The organism is Thalassospira sp. (assembly GCF_040218635.1).
In the GTDB taxonomy this organism is placed as follows: Bacteria; Pseudomonadota; Alphaproteobacteria; order Rhodospirillales; family Thalassospiraceae; genus Thalassospira.
This window is the reverse complement of sequence record NZ_JAVJRB010000005.1, coordinates 333089-353985: the sequence shown is the minus strand read 5'-3', so window position 1 is coordinate 353985 and position 20897 is coordinate 333089. Positions and strand designations below refer to the sequence as shown.

At 51.2% G+C, this 20897-nt stretch carries 22 protein-coding genes; 11 read left to right on the top strand and 11 right to left on the bottom strand.

The window, feature by feature from the left end; translation table 11 throughout:
- Nucleotides 1–33 precede the first annotated feature (33 nt).
- Nucleotides 34–633: a Maf family protein gene (locus RIC05_RS05195; protein ID WP_350041068.1), complete on the bottom strand. Its 600-nt coding sequence runs from the start codon at nucleotides 631–633 to the stop codon at nucleotides 34–36.
- 15 nt (nucleotides 634–648) lie between these two features.
- Entirely contained in the window at nucleotides 649–1473 is an 825-nt protein-coding gene (locus RIC05_RS05190; protein ID WP_350041067.1) for a pyruvate, water dikinase regulatory protein, read from the bottom strand.
- Between the two features lie 672 nt (nucleotides 1474–2145).
- On the opposite strand from RIC05_RS05190, the gene hemE reads away from it, so the two are divergent.
- From hemE to hemJ, 3 genes are all read left to right on the top strand, one after another.
- Nucleotides 2146–3183, top strand: a complete 1038-nt coding sequence (gene hemE / locus RIC05_RS05185) for a uroporphyrinogen decarboxylase (protein ID WP_350045063.1) — start codon at nucleotides 2146–2148, stop codon at nucleotides 3181–3183.
- Nucleotides 3184–3347: 164 nt separating this feature from the next.
- Complete coding sequence (gene hemH, locus RIC05_RS05180; RefSeq protein WP_350045064.1) at nucleotides 3348–4451, top strand: ferrochelatase; 1104 nt, start codon at nucleotides 3348–3350, stop codon at nucleotides 4449–4451.
- 124 nt (nucleotides 4452–4575) lie between these two features.
- Nucleotides 4576–5004, top strand: a complete 429-nt coding sequence (hemJ, locus tag RIC05_RS05175) for a protoporphyrinogen oxidase HemJ (RefSeq protein ID WP_350045065.1) — start codon at nucleotides 4576–4578, stop codon at nucleotides 5002–5004.
- 123 nt (nucleotides 5005–5127) lie between these two features.
- Here the strand turns inward: hemJ and secB are convergent, their stop codons facing one another.
- Both secB and RIC05_RS05165 read right to left on the bottom strand, forming a co-directional pair.
- Nucleotides 5128–5622 (bottom strand): protein-export chaperone SecB, encoded by a 495-nt coding sequence (gene secB, locus RIC05_RS05170; RefSeq protein WP_350045066.1) that lies wholly within the window; start codon nucleotides 5620–5622, stop codon nucleotides 5128–5130.
- Nucleotides 5623–5951: 329 nt separating this feature from the next.
- Complete coding sequence (locus RIC05_RS05165) at nucleotides 5952–6518, bottom strand: FxsA family protein (RefSeq protein WP_350045067.1); 567 nt, start codon at nucleotides 6516–6518, stop codon at nucleotides 5952–5954.
- A gap of 340 nt (nucleotides 6519–6858) precedes the next feature.
- On the opposite strand from RIC05_RS05165, the gene RIC05_RS05160 reads away from it, so the two are divergent.
- The 3 genes from RIC05_RS05160 to RIC05_RS05150 all read left to right on the top strand — a co-directional run bounded on the left by RIC05_RS05160 (nucleotide 6859) and on the right by RIC05_RS05150 (nucleotide 9373).
- Nucleotides 6859–7563, top strand: coding sequence for a Tim44/TimA family putative adaptor protein (locus tag RIC05_RS05160; protein ID WP_350041061.1), 705 nt, complete (start codon nucleotides 6859–6861; stop codon nucleotides 7561–7563).
- A gap of 182 nt (nucleotides 7564–7745) precedes the next feature.
- Entirely contained in the window at nucleotides 7746–9011 is a 1266-nt protein-coding gene (gene mltA / locus RIC05_RS05155; protein WP_350045068.1) for a murein transglycosylase A, read from the top strand.
- Nucleotides 9008–9373 (top strand): Dabb family protein, encoded by a 366-nt coding sequence (locus RIC05_RS05150; protein WP_350045069.1) that lies wholly within the window; start codon nucleotides 9008–9010, stop codon nucleotides 9371–9373. Before mltA ends, RIC05_RS05150 begins: the two co-directional genes overlap by 4 nt.
- A 30-nt stretch (nucleotides 9374–9403) precedes the next feature.
- Here RIC05_RS05150 and RIC05_RS05145 read toward each other — a convergent pair whose 3' ends face one another.
- From RIC05_RS05145 to RIC05_RS05115, 7 genes are all read right to left on the bottom strand, one after another.
- Entirely contained in the window at nucleotides 9404–10297 is an 894-nt protein-coding gene (locus tag RIC05_RS05145; protein WP_350045070.1) for an EamA family transporter, read from the bottom strand.
- Between the two features lie 212 nt (nucleotides 10298–10509).
- Nucleotides 10510–11757, bottom strand: coding sequence for a dual-specificity RNA methyltransferase RlmN (rlmN, locus tag RIC05_RS05140; RefSeq protein ID WP_350045071.1), 1248 nt, complete (start codon nucleotides 11755–11757; stop codon nucleotides 10510–10512).
- Between the two features lie 261 nt (nucleotides 11758–12018).
- Nucleotides 12019–12504 carry an invasion associated locus B family protein gene (locus RIC05_RS05135; protein WP_350045072.1) on the bottom strand — a complete coding sequence of 162 codons (486 nt, stop codon included), beginning with the start codon at nucleotides 12502–12504 and terminating at the stop codon, nucleotides 12019–12021.
- Between the two features lie 632 nt (nucleotides 12505–13136).
- Entirely contained in the window at nucleotides 13137–13628 is a 492-nt protein-coding gene (locus RIC05_RS05130; RefSeq protein WP_350045073.1) for a hypothetical protein, read from the bottom strand.
- Between the two features lie 71 nt (nucleotides 13629–13699).
- A complete protein-coding gene (locus RIC05_RS05125; protein WP_350045074.1) occupies nucleotides 13700–14407 on the bottom strand; it encodes a bactofilin family protein in 708 nt (235 codons plus the stop codon).
- 69 nt (nucleotides 14408–14476) lie between these two features.
- On the bottom strand, nucleotides 14477–15157 hold the full coding sequence (locus RIC05_RS05120) for an EI24 domain-containing protein (protein ID WP_350041053.1): 681 nt from the start codon (nucleotides 15155–15157) through the stop codon (nucleotides 14477–14479).
- Nucleotides 15158–15675: 518 nt separating this feature from the next.
- Nucleotides 15676–16365 carry a LolA family protein gene (locus tag RIC05_RS05115; protein ID WP_350045075.1) on the bottom strand — a complete coding sequence of 230 codons (690 nt, stop codon included), beginning with the start codon at nucleotides 16363–16365 and terminating at the stop codon, nucleotides 15676–15678.
- Between the two features lie 235 nt (nucleotides 16366–16600).
- Here RIC05_RS05115 and gshB point away from each other — a divergent pair, with 235 nt between their 5' ends.
- From gshB to RIC05_RS05090, 5 genes are all read left to right on the top strand, one after another.
- The gene (gene gshB / locus RIC05_RS05110) at nucleotides 16601–17545 is read left to right on the top strand and encodes a glutathione synthase (RefSeq protein ID WP_350041051.1); all 945 of its coding nucleotides are present in this window, start codon (nucleotides 16601–16603) and stop codon (nucleotides 17543–17545) included.
- Between the two features lie 201 nt (nucleotides 17546–17746).
- The gene (locus RIC05_RS05105) at nucleotides 17747–19204 is read left to right on the top strand and encodes an alkaline phosphatase D family protein (RefSeq protein WP_350045076.1); all 1458 of its coding nucleotides are present in this window, start codon (nucleotides 17747–17749) and stop codon (nucleotides 19202–19204) included.
- Between the two features lie 65 nt (nucleotides 19205–19269).
- Nucleotides 19270–19905, top strand: a complete 636-nt coding sequence (locus tag RIC05_RS05100; RefSeq protein WP_350045077.1) for a glutathione S-transferase N-terminal domain-containing protein — start codon at nucleotides 19270–19272, stop codon at nucleotides 19903–19905.
- 94 nt (nucleotides 19906–19999) lie between these two features.
- Nucleotides 20000–20236: a hypothetical protein gene (locus RIC05_RS05095; protein WP_350041048.1), complete on the top strand. Its 237-nt coding sequence runs from the start codon at nucleotides 20000–20002 to the stop codon at nucleotides 20234–20236.
- A gap of 187 nt (nucleotides 20237–20423) precedes the next feature.
- The gene (locus RIC05_RS05090) at nucleotides 20424–20894 is read left to right on the top strand and encodes a GNAT family N-acetyltransferase (RefSeq protein ID WP_350041047.1); all 471 of its coding nucleotides are present in this window, start codon (nucleotides 20424–20426) and stop codon (nucleotides 20892–20894) included.
- Nucleotides 20895–20897 lie beyond the last annotated feature (3 nt).

Sequence of the window (20897 nt, the reverse complement as noted above, 5' to 3'; positions counted from 1 at the left end):
CTGCCTGAAGATCGGATCAGTTTATTATTTTCATTATGCTTTTAGCACACCGTGATCACGCAAAAAGCCAATCAATGGCAACAGCGGCAATCCAAGAACAGTAAAATAGTCACCGCGGACTTCGGTAAACAGCTGTGCGCCAATGCCTTCAAGCTGATATCCGCCGACACAATGAAAAATCTCTTCGCCGGCGGCATCAAGATATTCATCAAGCCATTCTTCGGTGAAATTGCGCATGGTCAGATGGGCGGTATCAATCGTCCCCCAAATGCGCGAGCCCTCTTTATATATAACAGCCGCCGACACCAGTTGATGGGTTTTACCGCGCAGCGCCAAAAGCTGGGCGCGGGTATGATCACGGTCAACCGGCTTATCAAACCAGATGCCATTGCATTCCAGCATCTGATCAGCGGCAATAACAATCGCGTCCGGTCGCTGACGATACATCCGGAGCGCCTTCATTTCCGCAAGCGTTTCGGCGGCTTCGGCGGCATTGGCACCTTCGGCCTTCATCGATTGTTTATAGCCATCTTCGTCAATCATCGAAGCAACGGCTTCGCATTCAACGCCTGCATTTTTCAGCATGGTGTGACGTGCTTTGCTGCTTGAAGCCAGAATAAGCCGGTGGGTCATTCGTTAAATATCCTGTTAGTGACCACGACGGTCATACATGGTGGCCAAAATCATGGCCGCCGTTTCTTCAATCGATCGGCGGGTGACATTAATGATCTTCCATCCGCGATCGGTAAAATAGCGCCGTGCCTGATGCACTTCATCACGTACCGCGACCGGATCAACGTAATCACCGCCTTCGCCGCGTTCGATCTGACGCAGGCGGTTTTTACGGATGGAGACCAATTGATCAACATCCTTGATCAGGCCAACGATCAACGGCTTTTTAAGCTGATCAAGTTCCGGCGGTAACGGGCATCCCGGCACAAAGGGAATGTTGGCGGTCTTGATGCCGCGATTGGCAAGATAGACCGAGGTTGGCGTTTTTGATGTCCGCGACACCCCGACAATCACGATGTCGGCTTCTTCCAGATCCCAGCCAGATTGGCCGTCATCATGGGAAAGCGTGTAATCAATCGCCTCGATCCGGCTGAAATATTCTTCATCCATTTTATGAAGTGCGCCGGTTCGGCCGCGTGATTGCTGACCCAAATAGCCGGCCATCATGGTGACGGTGTTGTCCAACACATGGCTATGCGGAATCTGAAGTCTGCGGCAGCCTTCTTCGAGTTTGCGGCGAATATCGCTGTCAAACACGGTGTAAAGAACAATCCCCGGATTGCGTTCAATATCGGCCAAAACACGGGCCAATTGCGCATCGGTCCGGATCAGGGACCAGACATGTTCATGGGCACGCACATCGGGGAATTGGGCAATACAGGCACGTGCGACCCCGTCAACGGTTTCGCCGGTTGAATCGGAAACCAGATGAAGATGGAAAATTTTATCTGTTTCAACCATGACCCAATCCGTCTTTTGGCGATTTTTGCCGATGCAAGGGTTCAGTTATCCACTTTTTGCTGCCCAAGCGATTTTTGTACTTATTATTTTAGGTGTTCGATATTTCGATCACTAGCCACATGGATAAGGTATATTAGCTCAACCCGGAGTTACCAATCCGGAGTCGGCCCTGTGGACAATTGTGGATAACGGGTGCGACTCCGGCCCAATGTTTTCCACAGGAATTATCCTCCACGTCATACAAACTTTCTCAAGACGTCTGTCCCGAGCAGGATAAGTGTTTATTTTTTCCCGTAATAGCAGGGATAAGACTGCAAAAACCAGCCTTATTCACGTTATCCCCGTTATTCAAAACGCCCTTATCCCAAGGCAGAGTCTGGGAGTCGTTCGGAGTCGTGCACAGTTTTCCCCAAATTGGCTTGAGATGAGTCATTTTTCCCGAGTCGAAATGTGAATAAACTGTGCGTTAAATTTAATCCCTGTTATCCACAGGTATCCACCTACAAACAACATCCTTTTTTATTAAATAAGGTTTTGTTAGGCAGAACGTGGAAAACGTCCCGGCCAAGGCCACAGGACAAAATTCACGAAAATACAAAATTGGTTCTGGTCTTTAGGGTCAGAGCCCGGAACCAGATAAAAATTGATCGGGAAAGACGAACAGGAAACCAGATGCCCAACACCAAAAAGACTTTCTTGCGCGCCCTTGCTGGCGAAACACTTCCCGTCCCGCCAATCTGGTTGATGCGCCAAGCAGGTCGATATCTGCCAGAATACCGCGCAACCCGTAGCGAGGCAGGATCATTTCTTGATCTTTGCTATAATCCCGATCTTGCCTGCGAAGTTACGTTGCAGCCGCTCCGGCGCTATGACTTCGATGCGGCAATTCTGTTCTCCGATATCCTGGTTATACCGCGGGCACTTGGACAGCATTTGGCCTTCAAGCAGGGTGAAGGCCCACAGCTTGAGGCCATCCGCGATGCTTCAGGCCTTGGCAAATTATCCGTTGATGGCATCCATGACACGCTTGGACCCATCTACGAGACTGTTTCAAAGCTCTCCAGTGCGATTCCAAGCCATACAGCACTCATCGGGTTCGCAGGGGGTCCGTGGACTGTGGCGACCTATATGGTCGAAGGCAAGGGCAGTAAGGATTTTGCCAATATCCGTCGCTTTGCCTATGGCGATCCGGTTGGCTTTGGCAAATTGATCGACATTGTTGTCGAAGCGACGACGCAATATCTGCTTAAACAGGTTGAAGCAGGTGCAGAATGCATTCAGCTGTTTGAAACCTGGGGCGGTGTGTTGTCTGAAACCGGCTTTAACCGCTGGGTGATCGAACCGACCAAGCAGATCGTTGCCAATTTACGTGAAGTTCATCCTGATTTGCCGATTATTGGCTTCCCGCGTGGGGCAGGTCTTCATCTGATTGATTTTAAAACCAAAACCGGTGTGACCGCGATTGGGATCGATAGCGGTGTCAAGCTCGACTGGGTGGCTGAAAATCTTCAGAAACTGGGTGCGGTTCAGGGCAATCTTGATCCGATGCTGCTGATTACCGGTGGGGATGCGATGTTTGAAGAAACCAAACGCATTCTTGATACGCTAGGCAAAGGACCGTTCATCTTTAACCTTGGCCATGGCATCACCCCGGAAACACCGCCGGAGAATGTCGATAAGCTGGTGAAATTTATCAGGAATCAGCAGTGATTTTTGAAATCAATCAAATCGATTGGAAAATTCAATGCGTATAATGGCTTAAATCCGTTGCGCTTCGGCCGTCTTTACCCAATATAGGCCCGGAGCGGACGGGTTTATCCATTACGATTTCCAGTTTGTCGGGAACTGGTCAAAACGCCATGAAGGATAGCCAAATGTCCGAGACTACGCGTAAGAAACGCGCCATTGTTCTTTTCAATCTGGGGGGGCCGGACAGTCCAGAAGCGGTTGAACCGTTTTTGTTCAATCTGTTCAATGATCCGGCAATTATCAGCCTGCCCAATCCGTTTCGCTATTTGTTGGCAAAGCTGATTTCACGCCGTCGTGCGCCGGTTGCCCAGGAAATCTATGCCCATATCGGCGGTAAATCACCGCTTTTGGAACTTACTCAGGATCAGGCAGATGCCCTGCAGGCAGCGCTGAATTCCGAGGATGACGGGTATGAAAACCGTTGCTTCATCGCCATGCGCTATTGGAAACCGTTTGCCGATGAGACCGCAGAATTGGTCAAGGCTTGGGGTGCGGACGAACAGATTCTGCTGCCGCTTTATCCGCAGTTTTCCACCACCACCAGCGGATCATCGGTCAAGGATTGGAAACGCGCCTGCCATAAAGTGGGCTTAACTGCGCCGATCAAGACGGCCTGTTGCTATCCGACCAATCCGGGCTTTATTGATGCCTCGGCCGAAATGATCCGTACAGGTTATGAAACGGCGGTGGCCAAGGCCAAGGATCTTGGCATTGCGGCACCGCGTCTGTTGTTTTCAGCCCATGGCGTGCCAAAGGCCGTGATCACCAAGCGCGGAGATCCTTATCAGTCACAGATTGAAAAAACTTCTGCCGCTGTGGTTGAGAAGCTTGCGATTGAAGGTCTGGACTGGAAGGTTTGCTATCAAAGCCGGGTCGGTCCGATGGAATGGATTGGGCCATCGACCGAAACCGAGATTGAACGGGCCGGCAAAGAAGGCGTTGGCCTTGTCATTGTGCCGATTGCTTTTGTCACGGAGCATTCCGAAACGCTGGTTGAACTTGATATCGAATATGGCGAACTGGCCCACGAAAAGAATGTCCCGATTTATGAGCGGGTCCGCACGGTTTGTTCTCATCCGAAATTCATCAACGGACTTGTTTCGGTTGTAAAACAAACCCAAAGCGAGCTCGACCAAAACGGGTCGGATGATTACACGGTTGAAACCCGCGGCTGGTGGTGTCCGGATGAACATTCCTGTGCGGTTGCCAAGCAACCCGGCGGGGCATAAGTCAATTTATCAATGATATCAGGCCGGTTACCGCTTCGGGACCGGCTTGATTGTTGTTATGGTTCGGACGATCCCGCAGATCACAGCCCGACATATAACAACTGCCAAATCAGAGAAGAGAGAGATGGATACATACAGCATTATCAAATCCCTGCATGTCATCAGCGTGATTGCCTGGATGGCAGGTCTTCTCTATTTGCCCAGACTTTATGTTTATCACTGCGAAGTTCAACCGGGCTCCGAAGCCAGCGAGAAGTTCAAAATCATGGAACGTCGGCTTTTGCGGGCGATTATGAACCCGGCGATGATTGCGTCATGGATTTTTGGTGGCTACCTGATCCACGAAATCGATGCGATGTCCCAAGGTTGGTTCCATGTGAAGCTTCTATGCGTGGTTTTGATGACGGCCATCCATATGGTTCTGGCACGCTGCCGCCGCCAGTTCGAAGCGGATGCAAATACAAAATCACAGAAATTCTATCGTATTATCAATGAAGTACCGGCTGTTTTGATGGTCGTGATCGTCTTTATGGTGATCGCAAAGCCGTTTTAATCTGTCGTAATCGCCCGATTATACAGGCGTGTATTGCATTTCATTACGATAGTTAAATAAAAAGGCCGCCAGATTGGCGGCCTTTGTTTTGGCATCGAACCAAATAGATGTCTACGGGGTCAATCAGGCATTTCCAGCCGGTTGACCATCCATCTGTTTGGCGAATTTCTTGCGGAAAAGATCAGCAAAATCAATCTGCTGCATCATCAGCGGTGGGAAACCACCATCCGCGGTCAGGTCAGATACGATCTTGCGAACATATGGGAACAGAAGACGCGGTACTTCGATCATGAGAACTGGCAGACGATGTTGTTCTTCAACATTCAGCGTGACAACCGCGCCGTACTGAAGCTCGGCAATGAAGGCAACCTTATCGGCAACGTCGGCTTTGACGTTGATTTTGATGGTCACTTCATGAAGCTTCTGATCTTGGGTGGTGCGGGCTTCGACATCGACATCGATGTTGATTTTCGGCTGCTCTTGAAGCGCAACGCTTTCCGGTGCATTCGGATTTTCGAAAGAAAGATCCTTGATGTACTGGGTATGGATCGTAATCGGATTTGCGGCGGGCTGCTGTTTTGCAGCGCCCTGTTCTGCACCGGTGGTATTCTCGGCCATTAAAGTCTAGCTCCCTTAATTCATTGGGTCTTAATCAGAAAAAAGCCTTCAGGCGCGGTTTGAACAGCGATGGCCCCGATGGGATTTTGGTCATTCACCGTTGCTGAAATGCTTATTTCTGATGCCGCGTAGTTGCGGCAGATGATCTGGCCTAGCACGGATGAGAAGTGCGGGCAAGCCAATCAAACCGACGGCAAAGCGCATATTTCTGCGGGTTTGCTTGATGCGATGTTCAATCGGTTATGGCGACATCAGCACAGAATAAAAGAAGCTTGGCCGATGGACTTGGCCAAGCTTCTGAAATTGTGATTTTCCTGTGAAATTGCCGATCAGTCTTTTGGGGGCAAGTTACGCGGACCATCGGGGTTTGAGCTGTCTGTCGCAGCGCTGTCATTTGCAGCATCATCGGGGCTGACATTTTCATAATCGCCATCAATGATCGGGCCCGCACCACGTCGTGCCCCGCCAGCCCCGCCTGCACCACCACCGGGACGACCGCCGCCAAATCCGGCACTGCCGAAATTGGTGCGGATATTGCCCGACTGAACCAGCTTCATGATCACCTTTGCCCCGACCAACTGGCGAAGCGGCGGGATCAGCAGCAAGAAACCAAGTGTGTCGGTGACAAAACCCGGGGTCAGCAGCAAGACACCGGCAATAAGAATGCAGATACCATCAAACATCGCACCGATTGGCATTTCACCCTGATCCATTTGGCTTTGGGCCTTGGCAAGGGTTTGCAAACCTTGGGCACGCATCAGGGATGTTCCGATAATAGCGGTCAGGATGACAACGCCAATGGTTGGCCACAAACCAATCAGATCGCCGGCCTGAATAAAGACCGCGATTTCAATGATCGGCATTGCGACGAAAATGACGAGGAAATAAAAACCCATTTTTTCTCCGTTCCTTGGCGAATTTGACCGCGAATATCTGATTTAAAACAATGCATTTTAACGCCAAACCTGACGAAGTGCTGAAACTATTGCAGAAAACAACTTGGATTTCAGTGATTTCCCATTAGTCTGCAATGTGTATTGGTCGGAAAACTAATGCCATAACTGGACGAAAATGCGGCAAATCGCCAATTTTGACCTTATATGAAGGTGAAGACGATCACATGCCTTAACGTGATCACTGGTTGCCCTTGCATTTGGTTGGGTTCATACCATCTTTCGTCCACGGTTGTGATGTCAATCCGGCCTGTTTGAAACCATTAGGATCAAGAGATCGGTCTTGCAGTATTTCGATATCTTCTTATTCGCACTGATTGCTGTTTTTCTTGTACTGCGTTTGCGCGGTGTACTTGGCCGTCGCACAGGCAATGAAAAACAGGGTCCGTCCGATATTTTTGGCCGTCAGTCCCATGAAAATGACACTGATAAAAGTCAGAATGACACCGCAGCGCAGACCGACAATGTTTATCGCTTACCTGACTCCGAAAACGATCAGGATGCGTCAAATGTTCCTTCGGGTACTTTTGCAACCTTGCAGCAGATTCAAAAATTCGACCCAAGCTTCACCCAGCAGGATTTCCTGAATGGTGGACGCATGGCGTTTGAAATGATTGTTGAATATTTTGCCAAGGGCGACAAGGACGGTCTGAACCCATTGCTTTCGGCGGAAGTTTACAAAAACTTTGCCGCAGCGATTGATGCGCGGGCTGAAAAGGGCGAGCACGAGGAAACCACCCTGGTTGGTATCAAAAGTGCCACCATCCACGATGCCAGCCTTGAAGGCCGTACAGCCTATGTCACTGTGAAATTCGTCTCCGAGGAAGTCTCGGTTATTCGCAATGCCGAAGGTGCTGTTGTCTCTGGTGATCCCAACAAGGTTGTCGAAGCAGAAGACCTTTGGACCTTTGCGCGCAATGTTGAAAACCGCGATCCAAACTGGCAGCTTGTTGCGACCGAAACGCCGGAAGAAGAAACCGCTCATTAACAGGTTTCCCGAGACACAGATTTATCAGGCGATCCGAACATATCGGGTCGCCTTTTTTGTGCGTGTTTGCAGGTTAGAACCCATCGAATTATCGGCTTGTTAAGCATGTAGCAGGCAAAATTGACATTCCTTATGCCGTGGTCAAAGCGGCGCATTTTGCTTGTCAGTAAACGGGTTCTATCTTGAAACGACGTTTGGTTTTATCGCGCTATCTTAGTCTTATTTCCGTTCTGTTCGGGGCAGGTGCTGCTCTGATCTGGATGTTCTGGCCCGACATCACCGGGGACATCGAAGAACCGGTCAAACAGGAAGATATCCTGACCCTGCGTCCGGTGACATTTGCCGATCTTGATGGCTGGCAAAGTGACGATATGCGCCCGGCAATCCGTGCGTTTGCAAGGTCCTGCAAGGCAATGTTGCGACGTGATGATGACAAGATGGTTGGTCCCGATGTTCGCATGGGCACCATCGGTCAATGGCGCAATTCATGTGAAACGGCGGTGTCGTTGGATGTTGATAGCCTGCGCAAAGAAGACGCGCGCGCCTTTTTCCAAAGCGATTTCAGACCGTATCTTTCGAGTAATGGTACAAAGCCCGAAGGCCTGTTCACAGGATATTATGAACCGGAATTGCGTGGAAGCCTGACCAAGGGCGATCAGTTTCAAACCCCGATTTATTTAAAACCGGATGACATGGTTTCAATCGATCTTGGCGATTTCCGCGATGATCTTAAGGGAACCAAACTGGTGGGCCGTCTGAGTGGCAGCAGTGTGAAACCCTATTTCAACCGGGCAGAGATCGAAAACGGGGCGCTTGCCGGCCGCGATCTTGAGATGGTCTGGGTCGATGATGCCGTTGATGCCTTTTTCCTGCAAATTCAGGGATCCGGGCGGGTGGTTTTACCTGATAACAGTGTTTTACGGGTTGGCTATGCCGCGACCAACGGGCATCCTTATTTTGCCATTGGGCGTGAACTGATTGAACGCGGTGCCTTAACGCGTGAAACGGTTTCGCTGCAGACCATCCAGAAATGGCTACATGACAACCCGGACGAAGCAGACGGCGTGATGAACACCAACGCATCCTTTGTCTTCTTCCACCCGCTGAAAACCGACCCTGATGACCCCAATGGCGGGCCACTGGGATCCCAAGGGGTGGCGTTGGAACCGGGCCGGTCATTGGCTGTCGATCGACGTTTTCATGCGATGGGGGTTCCGGTCTGGCTTGAGACCCGTGATCCGATGAATTTGGACCGAAAATTCAATCGTCTGATGATTGCGCAAGATACCGGCGGGGCCATTCGCGGGCCGGTGCGCGGCGATATCTTTTTCGGACCCGGGGATGACGCAGCCCTGTTTGCGGGTCATATGAACAGATCCGGACAGAAGTTTGTTTTGTTGCCAAACCTCATTGATCCTGCGAACTGGCTGGAAGACCCCCCGAAATGATCCGTCATATCGTTCTTGTACAAGTATCAGGAAGCATTCCCGCCGACCAGATCAAGGAAGTCCTTGTTGGTGTTGAAGCAGCAGCCTTTGAAACACCGGGCATGGTTGCGTTTGCCGGGGGCGCAAAAACCACCGGTAGTGGCCTTAGTCAGGGTTTTACCCATGGCTATACCATCGACTTTTTTGATGAAGAGGCCCGCGATATCTATCTGGCGGAGCTTGACCGCGATGGCATCGGGCGCAGGCTAACGGATATTGCGGTTGGCGGGCTTGGTGGTGTCCTGGCGATGAACATCGATATTTCAGATATCAGAACCCCCGAAGATAACGGTGGCAAGAAGTTACAAGCACGCTGGATTTAATCAAAATAGAATAATCAGACTATTTCTATTTCACGAATTGATCGCTTTATGTCGTGATATAAAGCCGAATAATTTCCCGCCAAAGACGTTAATCAACAATCCTGCCATCACCAGAATGGCCGAGATGATCTTGATCGTTCCGAAGTCTTCGCCCAGAACAAGTGCGGATGTCGCCATGCCAACAATCGGGACCAACAGGGTAAACGGCGCGACCAGACCAACTGGCAAGGTCGAAAGCAACCGCCCCCAGATGGCAAAACCCAGAAGGGTTACCGGATAGGCAAGATAAAGGATGGAACCGATCCCGATCCAGCTGACCTGATCGGCCAGATCAGCAAGACTGGCGCGGTCTTCGGTCAAGAACGACAGGATGGCAAGCGGGATCGGGGGGATCAGGCTGGCCCAGACAACAAATGACAGCATCTGAACCGATCCGGCCTGCTTCATGATGATATTGGCAACCCCCCAGGCTGCCGCGGCGGCAATCACAAGGACCAAGCCAATGGCAGTGATTGAACCATCCGAAACAAACAGCAGCAACCCGACACCAAAGAACGCCACCACCATCGCAAGATAGCGATGCGGCCCGATCTTTTCGCCAAGAACAAAGAAGCCAAGGATCAGGGTAAAGAAGGCCTGAAGTTGTAAAACCAGCGATGAAACCCCGGCAGACAACCCCAAATCCATGCCAAGAAACAGCAGGGAAAACTTGATACAGCCCAGAACAACGCCAAAGCCAACGACATATTTCCAGGAACATTTTGGTCTGGGTAAGAAGAAGACAGCCGGCAAGGCAGCAAAGGCAAAGCGCAGGGATGACAGCAATATCGGCGGCATTTCACCAAGGCCGAGCTTGATCACGGTGAAATTGGCACCCCAGATGGTGACGACCAAAAGGATTGCGAAAAACTGCCCGAGCGACATCTGCCTGAAAACCTTGCGATAAACCTGAAATGGACGCTCACGCTATGCCCGGACGCGATGAACGGCAATCAAAACAATGTTATGGCGACAATTTTGCGTAAAGGTGTGAAAAGGATCGTGCAAAGAAAAACACCGGACAGCATGGCCATCCGGTGTTGATCATAACTTTGGCAGTATTGCGGTTTGGGCTGGTGTCAGCCGCCTTCAGGTGCTTACTGAGCCGCAACAACGCTTTCGTCGCTGGTTTCACCTGCACCGGATTTACCACAGCCTGAAACGCGGGTTTTGCGCAGACGCTGGCTTTCGGATTTCAGCTGACCGCAGGCGGCGAGAATATCACGGCCGCGCGGCCAGCGGATCGGCGCTTCATAGCCGTTATCTAGCAGGATTTGGGCAAACTTCTTGATATCGTTGGTCGGCGTGCATTCGTAATCTGATCCTGGCCATTTATTAAACGGGATCAGGTTAAATTTGCAGTGAACGCCTTTGACCAGTTTGGCCAGCGCACGGGCATGTTCTGGTTTGTCATTAATGCCCTTGAGCATGACATATTCCATGGTGATCGGGCGCGAATTGGACATGCCCGGATAATGACGGCAGGCATTCATCAATTCTTTGAGCGGGTATTTCTTGTTGATCGGCATGATTTCATTGCGCAGATCATCTTCTGGCGCATGCAGTGAAATCGCCAGACCAACGCCAAGTTCTTCGCCACAGCGCACGATTTCGGGCACCACACCGGATGTCGAAAGGGTCACGCGACGGCGCGAGATCGAAATGCCTTCGCCGTCCATGGCAATGCGCAGGGCATCCCGGACATTTTCATAGTTAAACAGTGGTTCGCCCATGCCCATCATGACGATGTTTGACAGGCGGCGAATACCATTGGACGGGGTTGGCCATTCGCCATAACTGTCGCGCGCAATCATGAACTGGCTAACGATTTCACCCGGTGTCAGGTTACGCACCAGAAGCTGGGTGCCGGTGTGGCAAAACTTACAGGTCAGCGTGCAGCCAACCTGGGACGAAATGCACACAGCACCGCGGTCTTCGTTGCGGTCCGGGATATAAACGGTTTCGGCTTCATTCCCGTCATGGAATTTCATCAGCCATTTATGGGTATCATCGGTGCTTTTCTGATCTGCTGTCAGAACCGGGCGACCCACATAGAATTCTTGGCTCAGGCGATCACGCAGCTTTTTGGAAATATTGGTCATCTCCTCGATGTCTTTGACACCGCGGTTATAGATCCAGTTCCAAAGCTGTTTGACGCGAAACTTGCTTTCGCCCATATCCGCCATCAATTCGGTAAGTTCTTCACGCGGAATCCCCACCAGATCGCGCCGACCGTCGGCTGCCTGCCCATTGGCGGCGCGCGTAACGAAGTCGGTAAGCGACGGGCCGTCTTTTTGAACGGCTACTTCGGTCTGGGGTGCGTTTTCGGTCATGACATCGGTCATCCCGGGTTCTCTCTTTTGTTCTGGTGGTATTGCCGACCGTTTTGATACGGGCATTTTTGGGCGTCTGCGGGACTATACCAGAAAATGCATCAAAATGGGCCGGAACGTAAAACATGCACGTAAAGCTATGGCCCCGCATATAGCGGGGCCGGGCCGATTTAGAAATGATAAATTTCACATTGCAGCCATCGCGCATAAGCAGTCACGGTTGTAAATCCGCACGCGCGCGCTGCACTTACCGGTTTGGCAAGCTTTGATCTGTTAGATCGGCTTGGTGTTACAAGCCTTTGAAATCGCGTTATAGGCGGCGGTAAAGCCGGACAGTGAATAGGTATCGGTGGTTTTCGTCCCGCGGGACGAATAGCCAACCAAAACCATTGTCGAACCCGATTTCATCGCGGTGACCAATTTACGATCGGTTTCAGCATCGACGGCCCAGGCGGAATCCGCATGGGTAAACAGGCTGAACTTGTTGGAATCGATTCGAAGATCAACCGTGCTTTTGTCTTTATAGGTGTAACCGGTGATGAAGCTGACTTCATTGACCAGTTTCAAGGCCGGGCGATGAGTCACCATCACATAAATCTTGCCGCGTTGGGTGTAGTCACCTTTGGCCGAAGTTGGCTGACTGCCCATATAGCAGACTTTCTGGCCTTCTTCGGAATAGGTATAGGCTTCCCACTTGCCATAAACATCAATCAGTTTTGGCGCATTCTGGGCCTGTGCTTTGCTGACAGGTGCGCTCACTGAGATGATGCAGACAAATGCAGAAATAAAAGCTGCAAGCGAAGTTCTGACGAGACGATGGGCGTGTTTTTTCATGAGGTCGCGTATCGTGTCTGAAGTTTCGGGACAGACCCCGAGGGTCAGGGCCTACTAATTTGTTTGAAATGGTCCATCAGATTTGTGCGGATACGCGAAGTAAAACTGCAGGAAGATATATATCTTTCAAGGTTTTGCGACAAAGTAGCCCGTTCAAATCTGATAGATCCGAAGGACAGTCGTTATATTTGCAAACTCCTGCGTCAAATCCCTTGCGCGGGATACCAACCCGCTCTGCGGGACTTTTCTTGGATTTCACAAATATAACGACTGCCATTCCAATCAAATTAGTAGGTCCTGACCCTTAGGGCCGAGAAGAAGGTAATAAAGCCACAGGATATGGCAAATTTATGAGGTTCCTTATCCGAGCCTGCCAACAAAAGGTAAAGATTAAACCAAGGAACGAAGCAGGATCGTTCAAAAATCAGAACTTAGCAGATTATCTTTAAGTTTCAGCACGCTAGGAAAGGCTTAAAACCGCAATTTCCGGCTGTTTTGAGTGATCTCGATTACACTCAGAAACTTGCTGTGGGCAATTTATCCTGGTCTGCGTGGAATTATCCGCGACCAAGATTGAGTTTCACCACCTGATCAAGGCAGTCTTGCAGGGTGATGGCGTTATTGCCGCGGCGCATCCGTGCCAGCATATGGCGCAGTTCGCGGGGGTCACCTTCGGCTTTTGGAACGAAAAACGCATCAAACGAACACTGTTCGGAGCGATATTGCCAAACCCGGATATCACCTTCGGCCCGGATCATTTCCGGTGCGCCGATTTTCGATTCGAAATCGGTTTCAGACAGCCCTTTAAGGGTTTCGGTCGGAACAGGTTTGAACGGAATGGCGGCAACCGTCGATTCGGTCTTGCTTTTCGGCTTCTTCGCCGCGGTCGCGCCTGTGGCGGGACGCGTGGTGGTCGCTGTCGTTTTGGTCGTGGTGGTTTTAACACTGCCCTGACTGGTGGGCTGGCCGTAGCTGGTATTTGTCGTGCCCGGTGGCACGGTACTTCCGCCACAGGCACTCAAACCCAGTGCAATTATGGCTAAAAGCAATAACACCCCGAACGGACGGATGATGTCTGTTCGGGGTGTTTGTATGATCAAACCTGAAGTGCGCACGGGGATCAGGAATCTTCCGATTTGCGTGGAATGGTGATCGCAGCACTGTTGCCGCTGCGCGACGTACCATCATCGCTGCTTTCGACATAGTCGAGCTCACCCTTGATGCGTGCACCATTTTCGATCTGAAGCGATCCATAGGTGATTTTGCCACTGATCTCGGCCGAGTTAATGATCGTGACCCGACGGGCCGTCAGATCACCTTCAAACTTGCCGCTGATTTCAGCTTCTTCAACCTGTGCCGAACCAACAAAGGTCCCGCCATTTGAAACTTCCAGACGCGAGCATTCTTTGATTTGTGCTTCAACAACACCTTCAACGACCAAAACTTCGCAAGATCCGATCTCGCCTTTCAGTGTGATGTCGCGACCCACGGTCAGCTTTTTGCCTTCAGCATTGCTGCTGGCACTTGCCGGACGACCTGCGTTGCCACGGGTCGGGATTTCAAGCGGGCGTTTTGGGATTTCCGGGCGGAAGCTGGTGGAATGCGGTTTACTGGACATTTGCGGTTCATCCTTTGTGCGCGGCTTGGTGAAGAGCTGCGGCTCAGTTCGTTTTTCTGTTTTTACGGCAGTGCCGGAATTGGTGGTCTGATCAGCTGCAACATCAGATGCCTTGGTCTTAGAAAGCGTCTCTGATCCACCCAAAGAAGATGTATCGGACGAAGCCGCACTGCTGTCGACTGTTTTATTGGCTTTTTTCTTTCCAAACATTGGATGACCAGATCCTTAAAGTTGCAGTTTCGGTTCTATGATCTGTTCTGTGTTCGCTGGTTTGTGACCTTAGGCCGCAGTGTTGGGCACATAAGTACCAAGGCGAACAGAATAATGGACCATAAAGGCAGTTGCGATAATCGGGGCGACCAGATTGACGAATGGAATGGTCATCAAAAAGGTCAGGCCAATTCCGGCAACCCAAAGTTTTTTCTGACGGCTTTTTCGGATTGCTTCGACGGTGCGCGCATCATAACGACGTGCAGCAACCAGTTCAAAATATTCACGCGACAAAAGATACCCATTCATCGTGTAAAACGCGATGACATAGAGCGGCCCCGCCAAAAGAAGCGGCAAGATCAGAATGTTAAGCGCAAGTGCGGTCAGGGCGAATTTTAACCCACCGATCAGGGCCTCGCTGATGGGTTGTGGGCGGGTATCGGGCAGTGTTGGATAATATTTGTCTTCGACCGCATCGGCAATCTGATCAAGCAAAAGGCTTGAGATCAGAACCGTGGCTGCGGGAAACAGCAACAAAACCAACAATGTCAGGCCGATACCAAGAATCCAGTCAACCGCACTTTCAAGCCAGCCACCATCGGTAAAGAAAGTGACGGAGTTCAACGCAAACCAGATCAGAACCCAAAGACCAACAATGGTGGCCAATGCGCCAGCAACACCAATCAGCACGACTTTGCGAAAACGCGGGTCGGAAAATTGTGAGATGGATTTCAGAAAGTCATTGATCATCGAAGCTGTCGGTCCCGTCCTGTCATGTGTCGAAATTTTCCCCGCAAGGGGATCATGCCTGACATTCCTAGGCAATTAAAATTAACAGCCGATGAAATCCTGTGCTTACAGCATGAATTTTTCCCGAATTCGCATGAAAGTCAGGATCAATTGAGGTTCGTCTTATCGTGGAGATCGGGCAAAAAAAAGGCGTCCGGCCAGGGGGGAGAACCGGACGCCAGCGCTCCGATGATCTGGAGCGTGAGGAAAGGTAGGGGAGACCTTTTCCTCACACCGGGTTCCAATCATTTATCAGGAACCTTGTGACAGACTCACATATAGGGATCACACCGGTTCTGTGCCATAGCATCCGACCCTGAAAACCAAGAATTTTCGAACGATCAGGTGATTCTTGCGCAATCTGATTTTCGTTACGAAACCGCAATTGTGCCAAGGGCTTGAATCAAAAAATGATTACGTTTTGACGGCCCTGATTTGTCATTGACCATTTCCCGATAAGGAATGACAAATTTTCGTGATCAGTTGCGTTGATTGGGCCAGATACGCTCAAACTTAAACAGTTCGGGATCAAGTGATACGCCTTCTTCGGTGTTGAAAAGCGTCACGGTGGTTTCAATCCCGGTTGGATCGGTGACGATCCATTGGCGCAATTGCATCGGTTTTTCCGCAAAGACCAAGGTGACACTGCCAGCACCCGGATCGGATTTGCGCACCAGTTCCACCCGGATGGTCTCAGCCGTCCGGCTGTAATCGACAACTTTGACCTTGTCGGTCAGTGAAACATTTTCGGCCAGAATGATCCCGGCGGGCGTTTCATCGATGTCGAAATAGGTCGGGGCATTGATTTCCTTGTCATAGTAAATGAAATCATGCCCGGTCGAGACCAGAAGGATTTGCGCCGGCGGGTTATATTCAAACCGCATCTTGCCCGGACGTTCCATGTAAAGCTTGCCTTCGGCAGCACCACCATCCGATGAAATCTGAACAAAATCGGCCCTTAGGGTCGTCATGTTGCCAAGATAGCTTTCGATCTTGTTGATCATATCCGGGCTGATTTTGGATGCCGACTGGGCGTGGGCGGCCGGGGGCAGGAATGCGATACTCGAAATCGCACCAAGACCAACAGCAAGGGTAATGACAACAGCTGCAAGGGCAGAACGGCTTTTCTGAGCGCGTGAATGCACATTGGTCTGCGAATTTTTGGTCATAAAAGTCATATGCCTGCCCGGTCTTCAAAACATTTAAGTGATCGCGATTGCGGAAGATGAATGGCGGATGATAAAAATTCTGCCAAATGAGTATTCATCAATTGCGAATTACATATCGCATCATTTGGCCGGGAAGGCCAGCCGGGTCAAGCTGTGCCCGCAAATGATCACAATTGGCCGCTTTGGGCCATATTTGCGGGTACGGCATAGTGCCGGTGAAGAGGAGAACGCGTTAATGAGCCGTATCGTTGCCATCCAGATGGACCCGATCGAGACAATCGATATCAAAGGGGACTCCACCTTTGTCATGGGCCTTGAAGCCCAGGCGCGTGGATATGACCTTTTGCATTATCATCCAGATGACATGTTTTATGATCGCGGGCGCATCAAGGCCGAAGTCCGCCCGATGACGCTGCGCTATGAACAGGGCAATCATTATGATCTGGGGGATGCCCGGATCATTGATCTGGCCCGGGAAACCGATGTGATCCTGATGCGTCAGGACCCGCCGTTTGACATGAATTACATCACGGCAACCCATCTACTCGAAGCCATCCACCCGGAAACTTTCGTCGTCAATCATCCGGGCCATGTGCGCAATGCTCCGGAAAAGATTTTCGTGACGGAATTCCCCGATCTGATGCCGCCGACCCTGATCACGCGATCGGCTGCGCGCATCCGTGATTTCCGCGAAGAATACAAAGACATCATCGTCAAACCATTGTTTGGCAATGGCGGCGCGGGTGTGTTCCATCTTAAACCCGGCGATGAAAACCTTAATTCCCTGCTGGAGCTGTTTGCCGCTCAGTCCCGCGAACCTTTGATGGTTCAGGCCTATTTGCCCGATGTGCGCAAAGGCGACAAACGCATCATTCTGGTCGACGGTGAGCCGGTCGGTGCGATCAACCGCGTTCCGGCCGAAGGCGAAGCACGCTCAAACATGCATGTTGGCGGGGTTGCTGAAAAATCGCTTTTGACCCCGCGCGAGCGTGAGATTTGTGAACGCATCGGACCGGAACTTAAAAAGCGTGATCTGATCTTTGTCGGGATTGACGTGATTGGCGATTACATGACCGAAATCAACGTCACCTCGCCAACCGGTCTTCAGGAAGTGAACCGTTTTGACGGGGCTAAACTGGAAAGCCTGATTTGGGATGCGATTGACAACCGTTTGGCATGATGTGACGGGTCTGAGATGATTTTCAGGGCAAGTGATCACGGTCGCTTGCCCTTTTTTGTGCCAATTGCTTTGATGAAGTGACAGTGCGTTCCCTGCCCGATCAGAACGGCCAAGAGATGCATCAGATGATTGGAACTGGAACCAAACCGTCAATCAAACGTATGATTTGAGAAATTATTTCGCGCAAGGTAACAGGATTGCATGACCCAGAACCAGAATTCCGAAATTTCCGATGACGGTCTGTTTGGGCCTTTTTTGTTTGCGCGGGGTAATGACGGGAAAAACAACCGTCTTGCTGCCTTGATCGTCGCAGCCGACGATATGGCCTTGCCGGAACTGCGCGCGATGGACGGCGATCCGGTGACTCCGGAAAAGATGACAAGCCTGTTTGGCAGAAGCTATTGGCGGTTTGATTTTGAACTGCCTGCAGAAGGCCGGTCATATTATAGTTTCGATTCCGTAACATATGCTGTTTGTAGCGATTTTAGCTCGGATTTACATATCGGGTTTGTGTCGTGCAATGGTCAGGAAGACGGGGATCTTGACCGGCCGCTGGAAGATCGCAACGCGCTTTGGATTGATCTTGCCGAGCAACATAAAAAGCGGCCGTTTTCATTGCTTTTGCATGGTGGAGATCAGATTTACGCCGATGCTGTTTGGCAATGCCATCCCGATATAATTGCATGGCAAAAAGCCCGGCGTCGGGAAAAGCTTGCGACCGATTTTTCCGATGAGATGCATGATGCGGTTTTGAAATTCTACCTTGATCATTATCTGGCGATTTACGGCCAACCACAAATCAGCCACATGCTGGCCCGTGTGCCGTCGCTTATGATGTGGGATGACCATGATATTTTTGATGGCTGGGGCAGTCACAAGAAATGGTTTCAGGGATCAATGGTGGCAAAGGGCATGTTTGCCTGCGCGCGCGAAGCATTCTGTTTGATGCAGCTTGGTGCGAGCAAGGATGCGCTTCCTGCCATGGTGACCGATCCGGACGGACAGAGCCTTGCGTGGAAGGTGGATTATCCGGGCTTTAGCGTCATTGCGCCCGATCTTCGGTCCGAACGCACCCCGGAATTGATCATGGGCGATCATGGATGGCGCGATATTGTGCCGACCCTGAATGCCATTCCCGATGGCAACCGCATTTTGATGATGTCGAGTGTGCCGGTGATCGGGCCGCGTCTTTCATTGGTGGAAATGTTCCTTCATATGATGCCCCATGCCCAGAAATACGAAGATGATCTGCGCGATCAGTGGCAAAGCCGTTGGCACCGTCGGGAATGGTGCCGATTTCTGGAATTGCTTGAACAGGTTGCCAACGATCATGATCACGAGATCACGTTGCTGTCGGGTGAAATTCACGTTGCCACCCGTGGAACATTTGAAACCACGGGAAAAACCATTCATCAACTTGTGGCGTCAGGCATTTCGCATACCGCCCCGCCCAAGGCCTTTGCCCGTGGGTTGGGATTGCTGGCATGGATCGGGGATCATCCGTTACCGGACCGCCCGACACGGTTAAAACCGCTTCCTGAACGCAAAGGTGTCTATTGTGCGGCGCGAAATTACCTTACACTGACCCGTAAAGATAAGAACTGGAACGCAAACTGGCATCTTGAAGGGATCGGCTGGACCCCGGATTTGGCGATTTAAGGTCGCGGAGTTCATCAGGGTCGGTTTGATTGTCGCCAGTTTGATCAGGATAAAGGGCCTGGATCATGATGCAGCTTTACTATTCGCCAACGTCGCCTTTCTCGCGCAAGGTGCGGGTTGTTTTGCGTGAGCTTGGTCTGGAAAAACAGATCAACGAAATTCTGATCGATCCCTGGACGGATGCGGCCCTTCGGGCTCATAACCCGTTGTCCAAGGTGCCAACCCTGATCCTTGAAGACGGCATGGCGGTGTTTGAGTCTGCGGTAATTTGTGATTACCTTGATCAGCTATCGCGGTCGTCGGGCGCATCTGCGGGCGTTATTCCAGAAGAAGGTGTATCGCGCCTTAATGCCCTGAAATGGCAAGGGCTTGCCGATGGCATGATGACGGCGACCGGGCGGCTATATGCCGATTCAAACCGTGATGAAAGTGATCGTTCCGATTTCGTGATGGAACGTCAGGCCCAAGCCATTCAAAGTGGTGTTGATGCAATCCTTGATGGTTTGGCGCAGTTGCGCACCGAAGATCCGCATTTGGGCACATATTCGGTTCTGGTGGCACTTTGCTATATTGATTTTCGTTGGCCGGACCGGCGTTTTGATATTCCGGTGCGGGTGCGCGACTGGATGGCAATCATGTCTGAGCGGGAATCTTTTGCCGAAACTGTTTTCCACTTGCCCCATGATACGGATCAGAAGTGAATTGCCTGTGGGAAGGTCATAGGTTAAAGCCATCGTGATCCAAGCGAAATCGCGCTATAATGCGGTTTGACCCCAAGCGAAGAAAAGAGCCTTCATGACCGAACCGACGATTACCAAAGCAATGCGTGAACGTGCCTGGGCCCGTGCCGGCCGGATTGACGGCGAAGATGCCCGTGAAGTGCGGAAGCACGAAGCAAGCGGCATCACCATGAAAAAAGAAAGCTTTGGCAAGTTTCGTAATTTCGGCTGGACCGTGGTCAACGAAGAAGCTGTTCCGTGCCGCAAAGAATTCCTGCCGCCTCAGGGCGCAGCTGCGCCGTCCAAGGATTAGTGCCTGCCGTCTTCCGGGGCGCAGTGCCATAAACGTGATGGGCGATGATCCGCCGGGCAATTGACAAATCAACCGGTTAACGGCGCAATGGACCTTGGTTCTTGCGCCTTTTTCATATCTCTTACCGGTTCCGTTCCCAATGATTTCCAGCACAGCATCAAAATCCCTGCCGTCGCAAAGGACAATCATGTTTGTGCGTCTGGGCGATATCGCGCCAGCAATCATCATTGCCCATATGTCTGATCCGCGCATGGCGGAACATATGCCGCTATTGTCCGGTCCTTGGGATCACAGCGATCATGCGCGTTTCGTGGCGGCCAAAGATACCTGTTGGCTGCGCGACGGGCTTGGTCACTGGGCGATTTTGGTCGATGGGGACTATGTCGGCTGGGGCGGGTTTCAGAAGGAAGGTGGTGACTGGGATTACGGATTGGTGCTGCGGCCCGACTGCTTTGGGCTTGGTCTTGCCATCACGCGCGAGGCTTTGAATTTTGCCCACAACGATCCACGGATTGACGATGTGACCTTCCTGTTACCGCAAACGCGCAAATATTTGCGCGGTCTTCTACGCCTTGGTGCCCGGTTTGTTGGGCAGGTTTCCTATGACGGCGAGACATTCTTGAAATATCGCCTTGATACGCCAGTGCCGGTAATCTGACGG

What these genes read in the sequence shown, in the direction of transcription:
- RIC05_RS05195 (WP_350041068.1), bottom strand. Translation starts at nt 633, where the DNA reads ATGACCCACCGGCTTATTCTGGCTTCAAGCAGCAAAGCACGTCACACC.
- RIC05_RS05190 (WP_350041067.1), bottom strand. Translation starts at nt 1,473, where the DNA reads ATGGTTGAAACAGATAAAATTTTCCATCTTCATCTGGTTTCCGATTCA.
- hemE (WP_350045063.1), top strand. Translation starts at nt 2,146, where the DNA reads ATGCCCAACACCAAAAAGACTTTCTTGCGCGCCCTTGCTGGCGAAACA.
- hemH (WP_350045064.1), top strand. Translation starts at nt 3,348, where the DNA reads ATGTCCGAGACTACGCGTAAGAAACGCGCCATTGTTCTTTTCAATCTG.
- hemJ (WP_350045065.1), top strand. Translation starts at nt 4,576, where the DNA reads ATGGATACATACAGCATTATCAAATCCCTGCATGTCATCAGCGTGATT.
- secB (WP_350045066.1), bottom strand. Translation starts at nt 5,622, where the DNA reads ATGGCCGAGAATACCACCGGTGCAGAACAGGGCGCTGCAAAACAGCAG.
- RIC05_RS05165 (WP_350045067.1), bottom strand. Translation starts at nt 6,518, where the DNA reads ATGGGTTTTTATTTCCTCGTCATTTTCGTCGCAATGCCGATCATTGAA.
- RIC05_RS05150 (WP_350045069.1), top strand. Translation starts at nt 9,008, where the DNA reads ATGATCCGTCATATCGTTCTTGTACAAGTATCAGGAAGCATTCCCGCC.
- RIC05_RS05145 (WP_350045070.1), bottom strand. Translation starts at nt 10,297, where the DNA reads ATGTCGCTCGGGCAGTTTTTCGCAATCCTTTTGGTCGTCACCATCTGG.
- rlmN (WP_350045071.1), bottom strand. Translation starts at nt 11,757, where the DNA reads ATGACCGATGTCATGACCGAAAACGCACCCCAGACCGAAGTAGCCGTT.
- RIC05_RS05125 (WP_350045074.1), bottom strand. Translation starts at nt 14,407, where the DNA reads ATGTTTGGAAAGAAAAAAGCCAATAAAACAGTCGACAGCAGTGCGGCT.
- RIC05_RS05120 (WP_350041053.1), bottom strand. Translation starts at nt 15,157, where the DNA reads ATGATCAATGACTTTCTGAAATCCATCTCACAATTTTCCGACCCGCGT.
- RIC05_RS05115 (WP_350045075.1), bottom strand. Translation starts at nt 16,365, where the DNA reads ATGACCAAAAATTCGCAGACCAATGTGCATTCACGCGCTCAGAAAAGC.
- gshB (WP_350041051.1), top strand. Translation starts at nt 16,601, where the DNA reads ATGAGCCGTATCGTTGCCATCCAGATGGACCCGATCGAGACAATCGAT.
- RIC05_RS05105 (WP_350045076.1), top strand. Translation starts at nt 17,747, where the DNA reads ATGACCCAGAACCAGAATTCCGAAATTTCCGATGACGGTCTGTTTGGG.
- RIC05_RS05100 (WP_350045077.1), top strand. Translation starts at nt 19,270, where the DNA reads ATGATGCAGCTTTACTATTCGCCAACGTCGCCTTTCTCGCGCAAGGTG.
- RIC05_RS05095 (WP_350041048.1), top strand. Translation starts at nt 20,000, where the DNA reads ATGACCGAACCGACGATTACCAAAGCAATGCGTGAACGTGCCTGGGCC.
- RIC05_RS05090 (WP_350041047.1), top strand. Translation starts at nt 20,424, where the DNA reads ATGTTTGTGCGTCTGGGCGATATCGCGCCAGCAATCATCATTGCCCAT.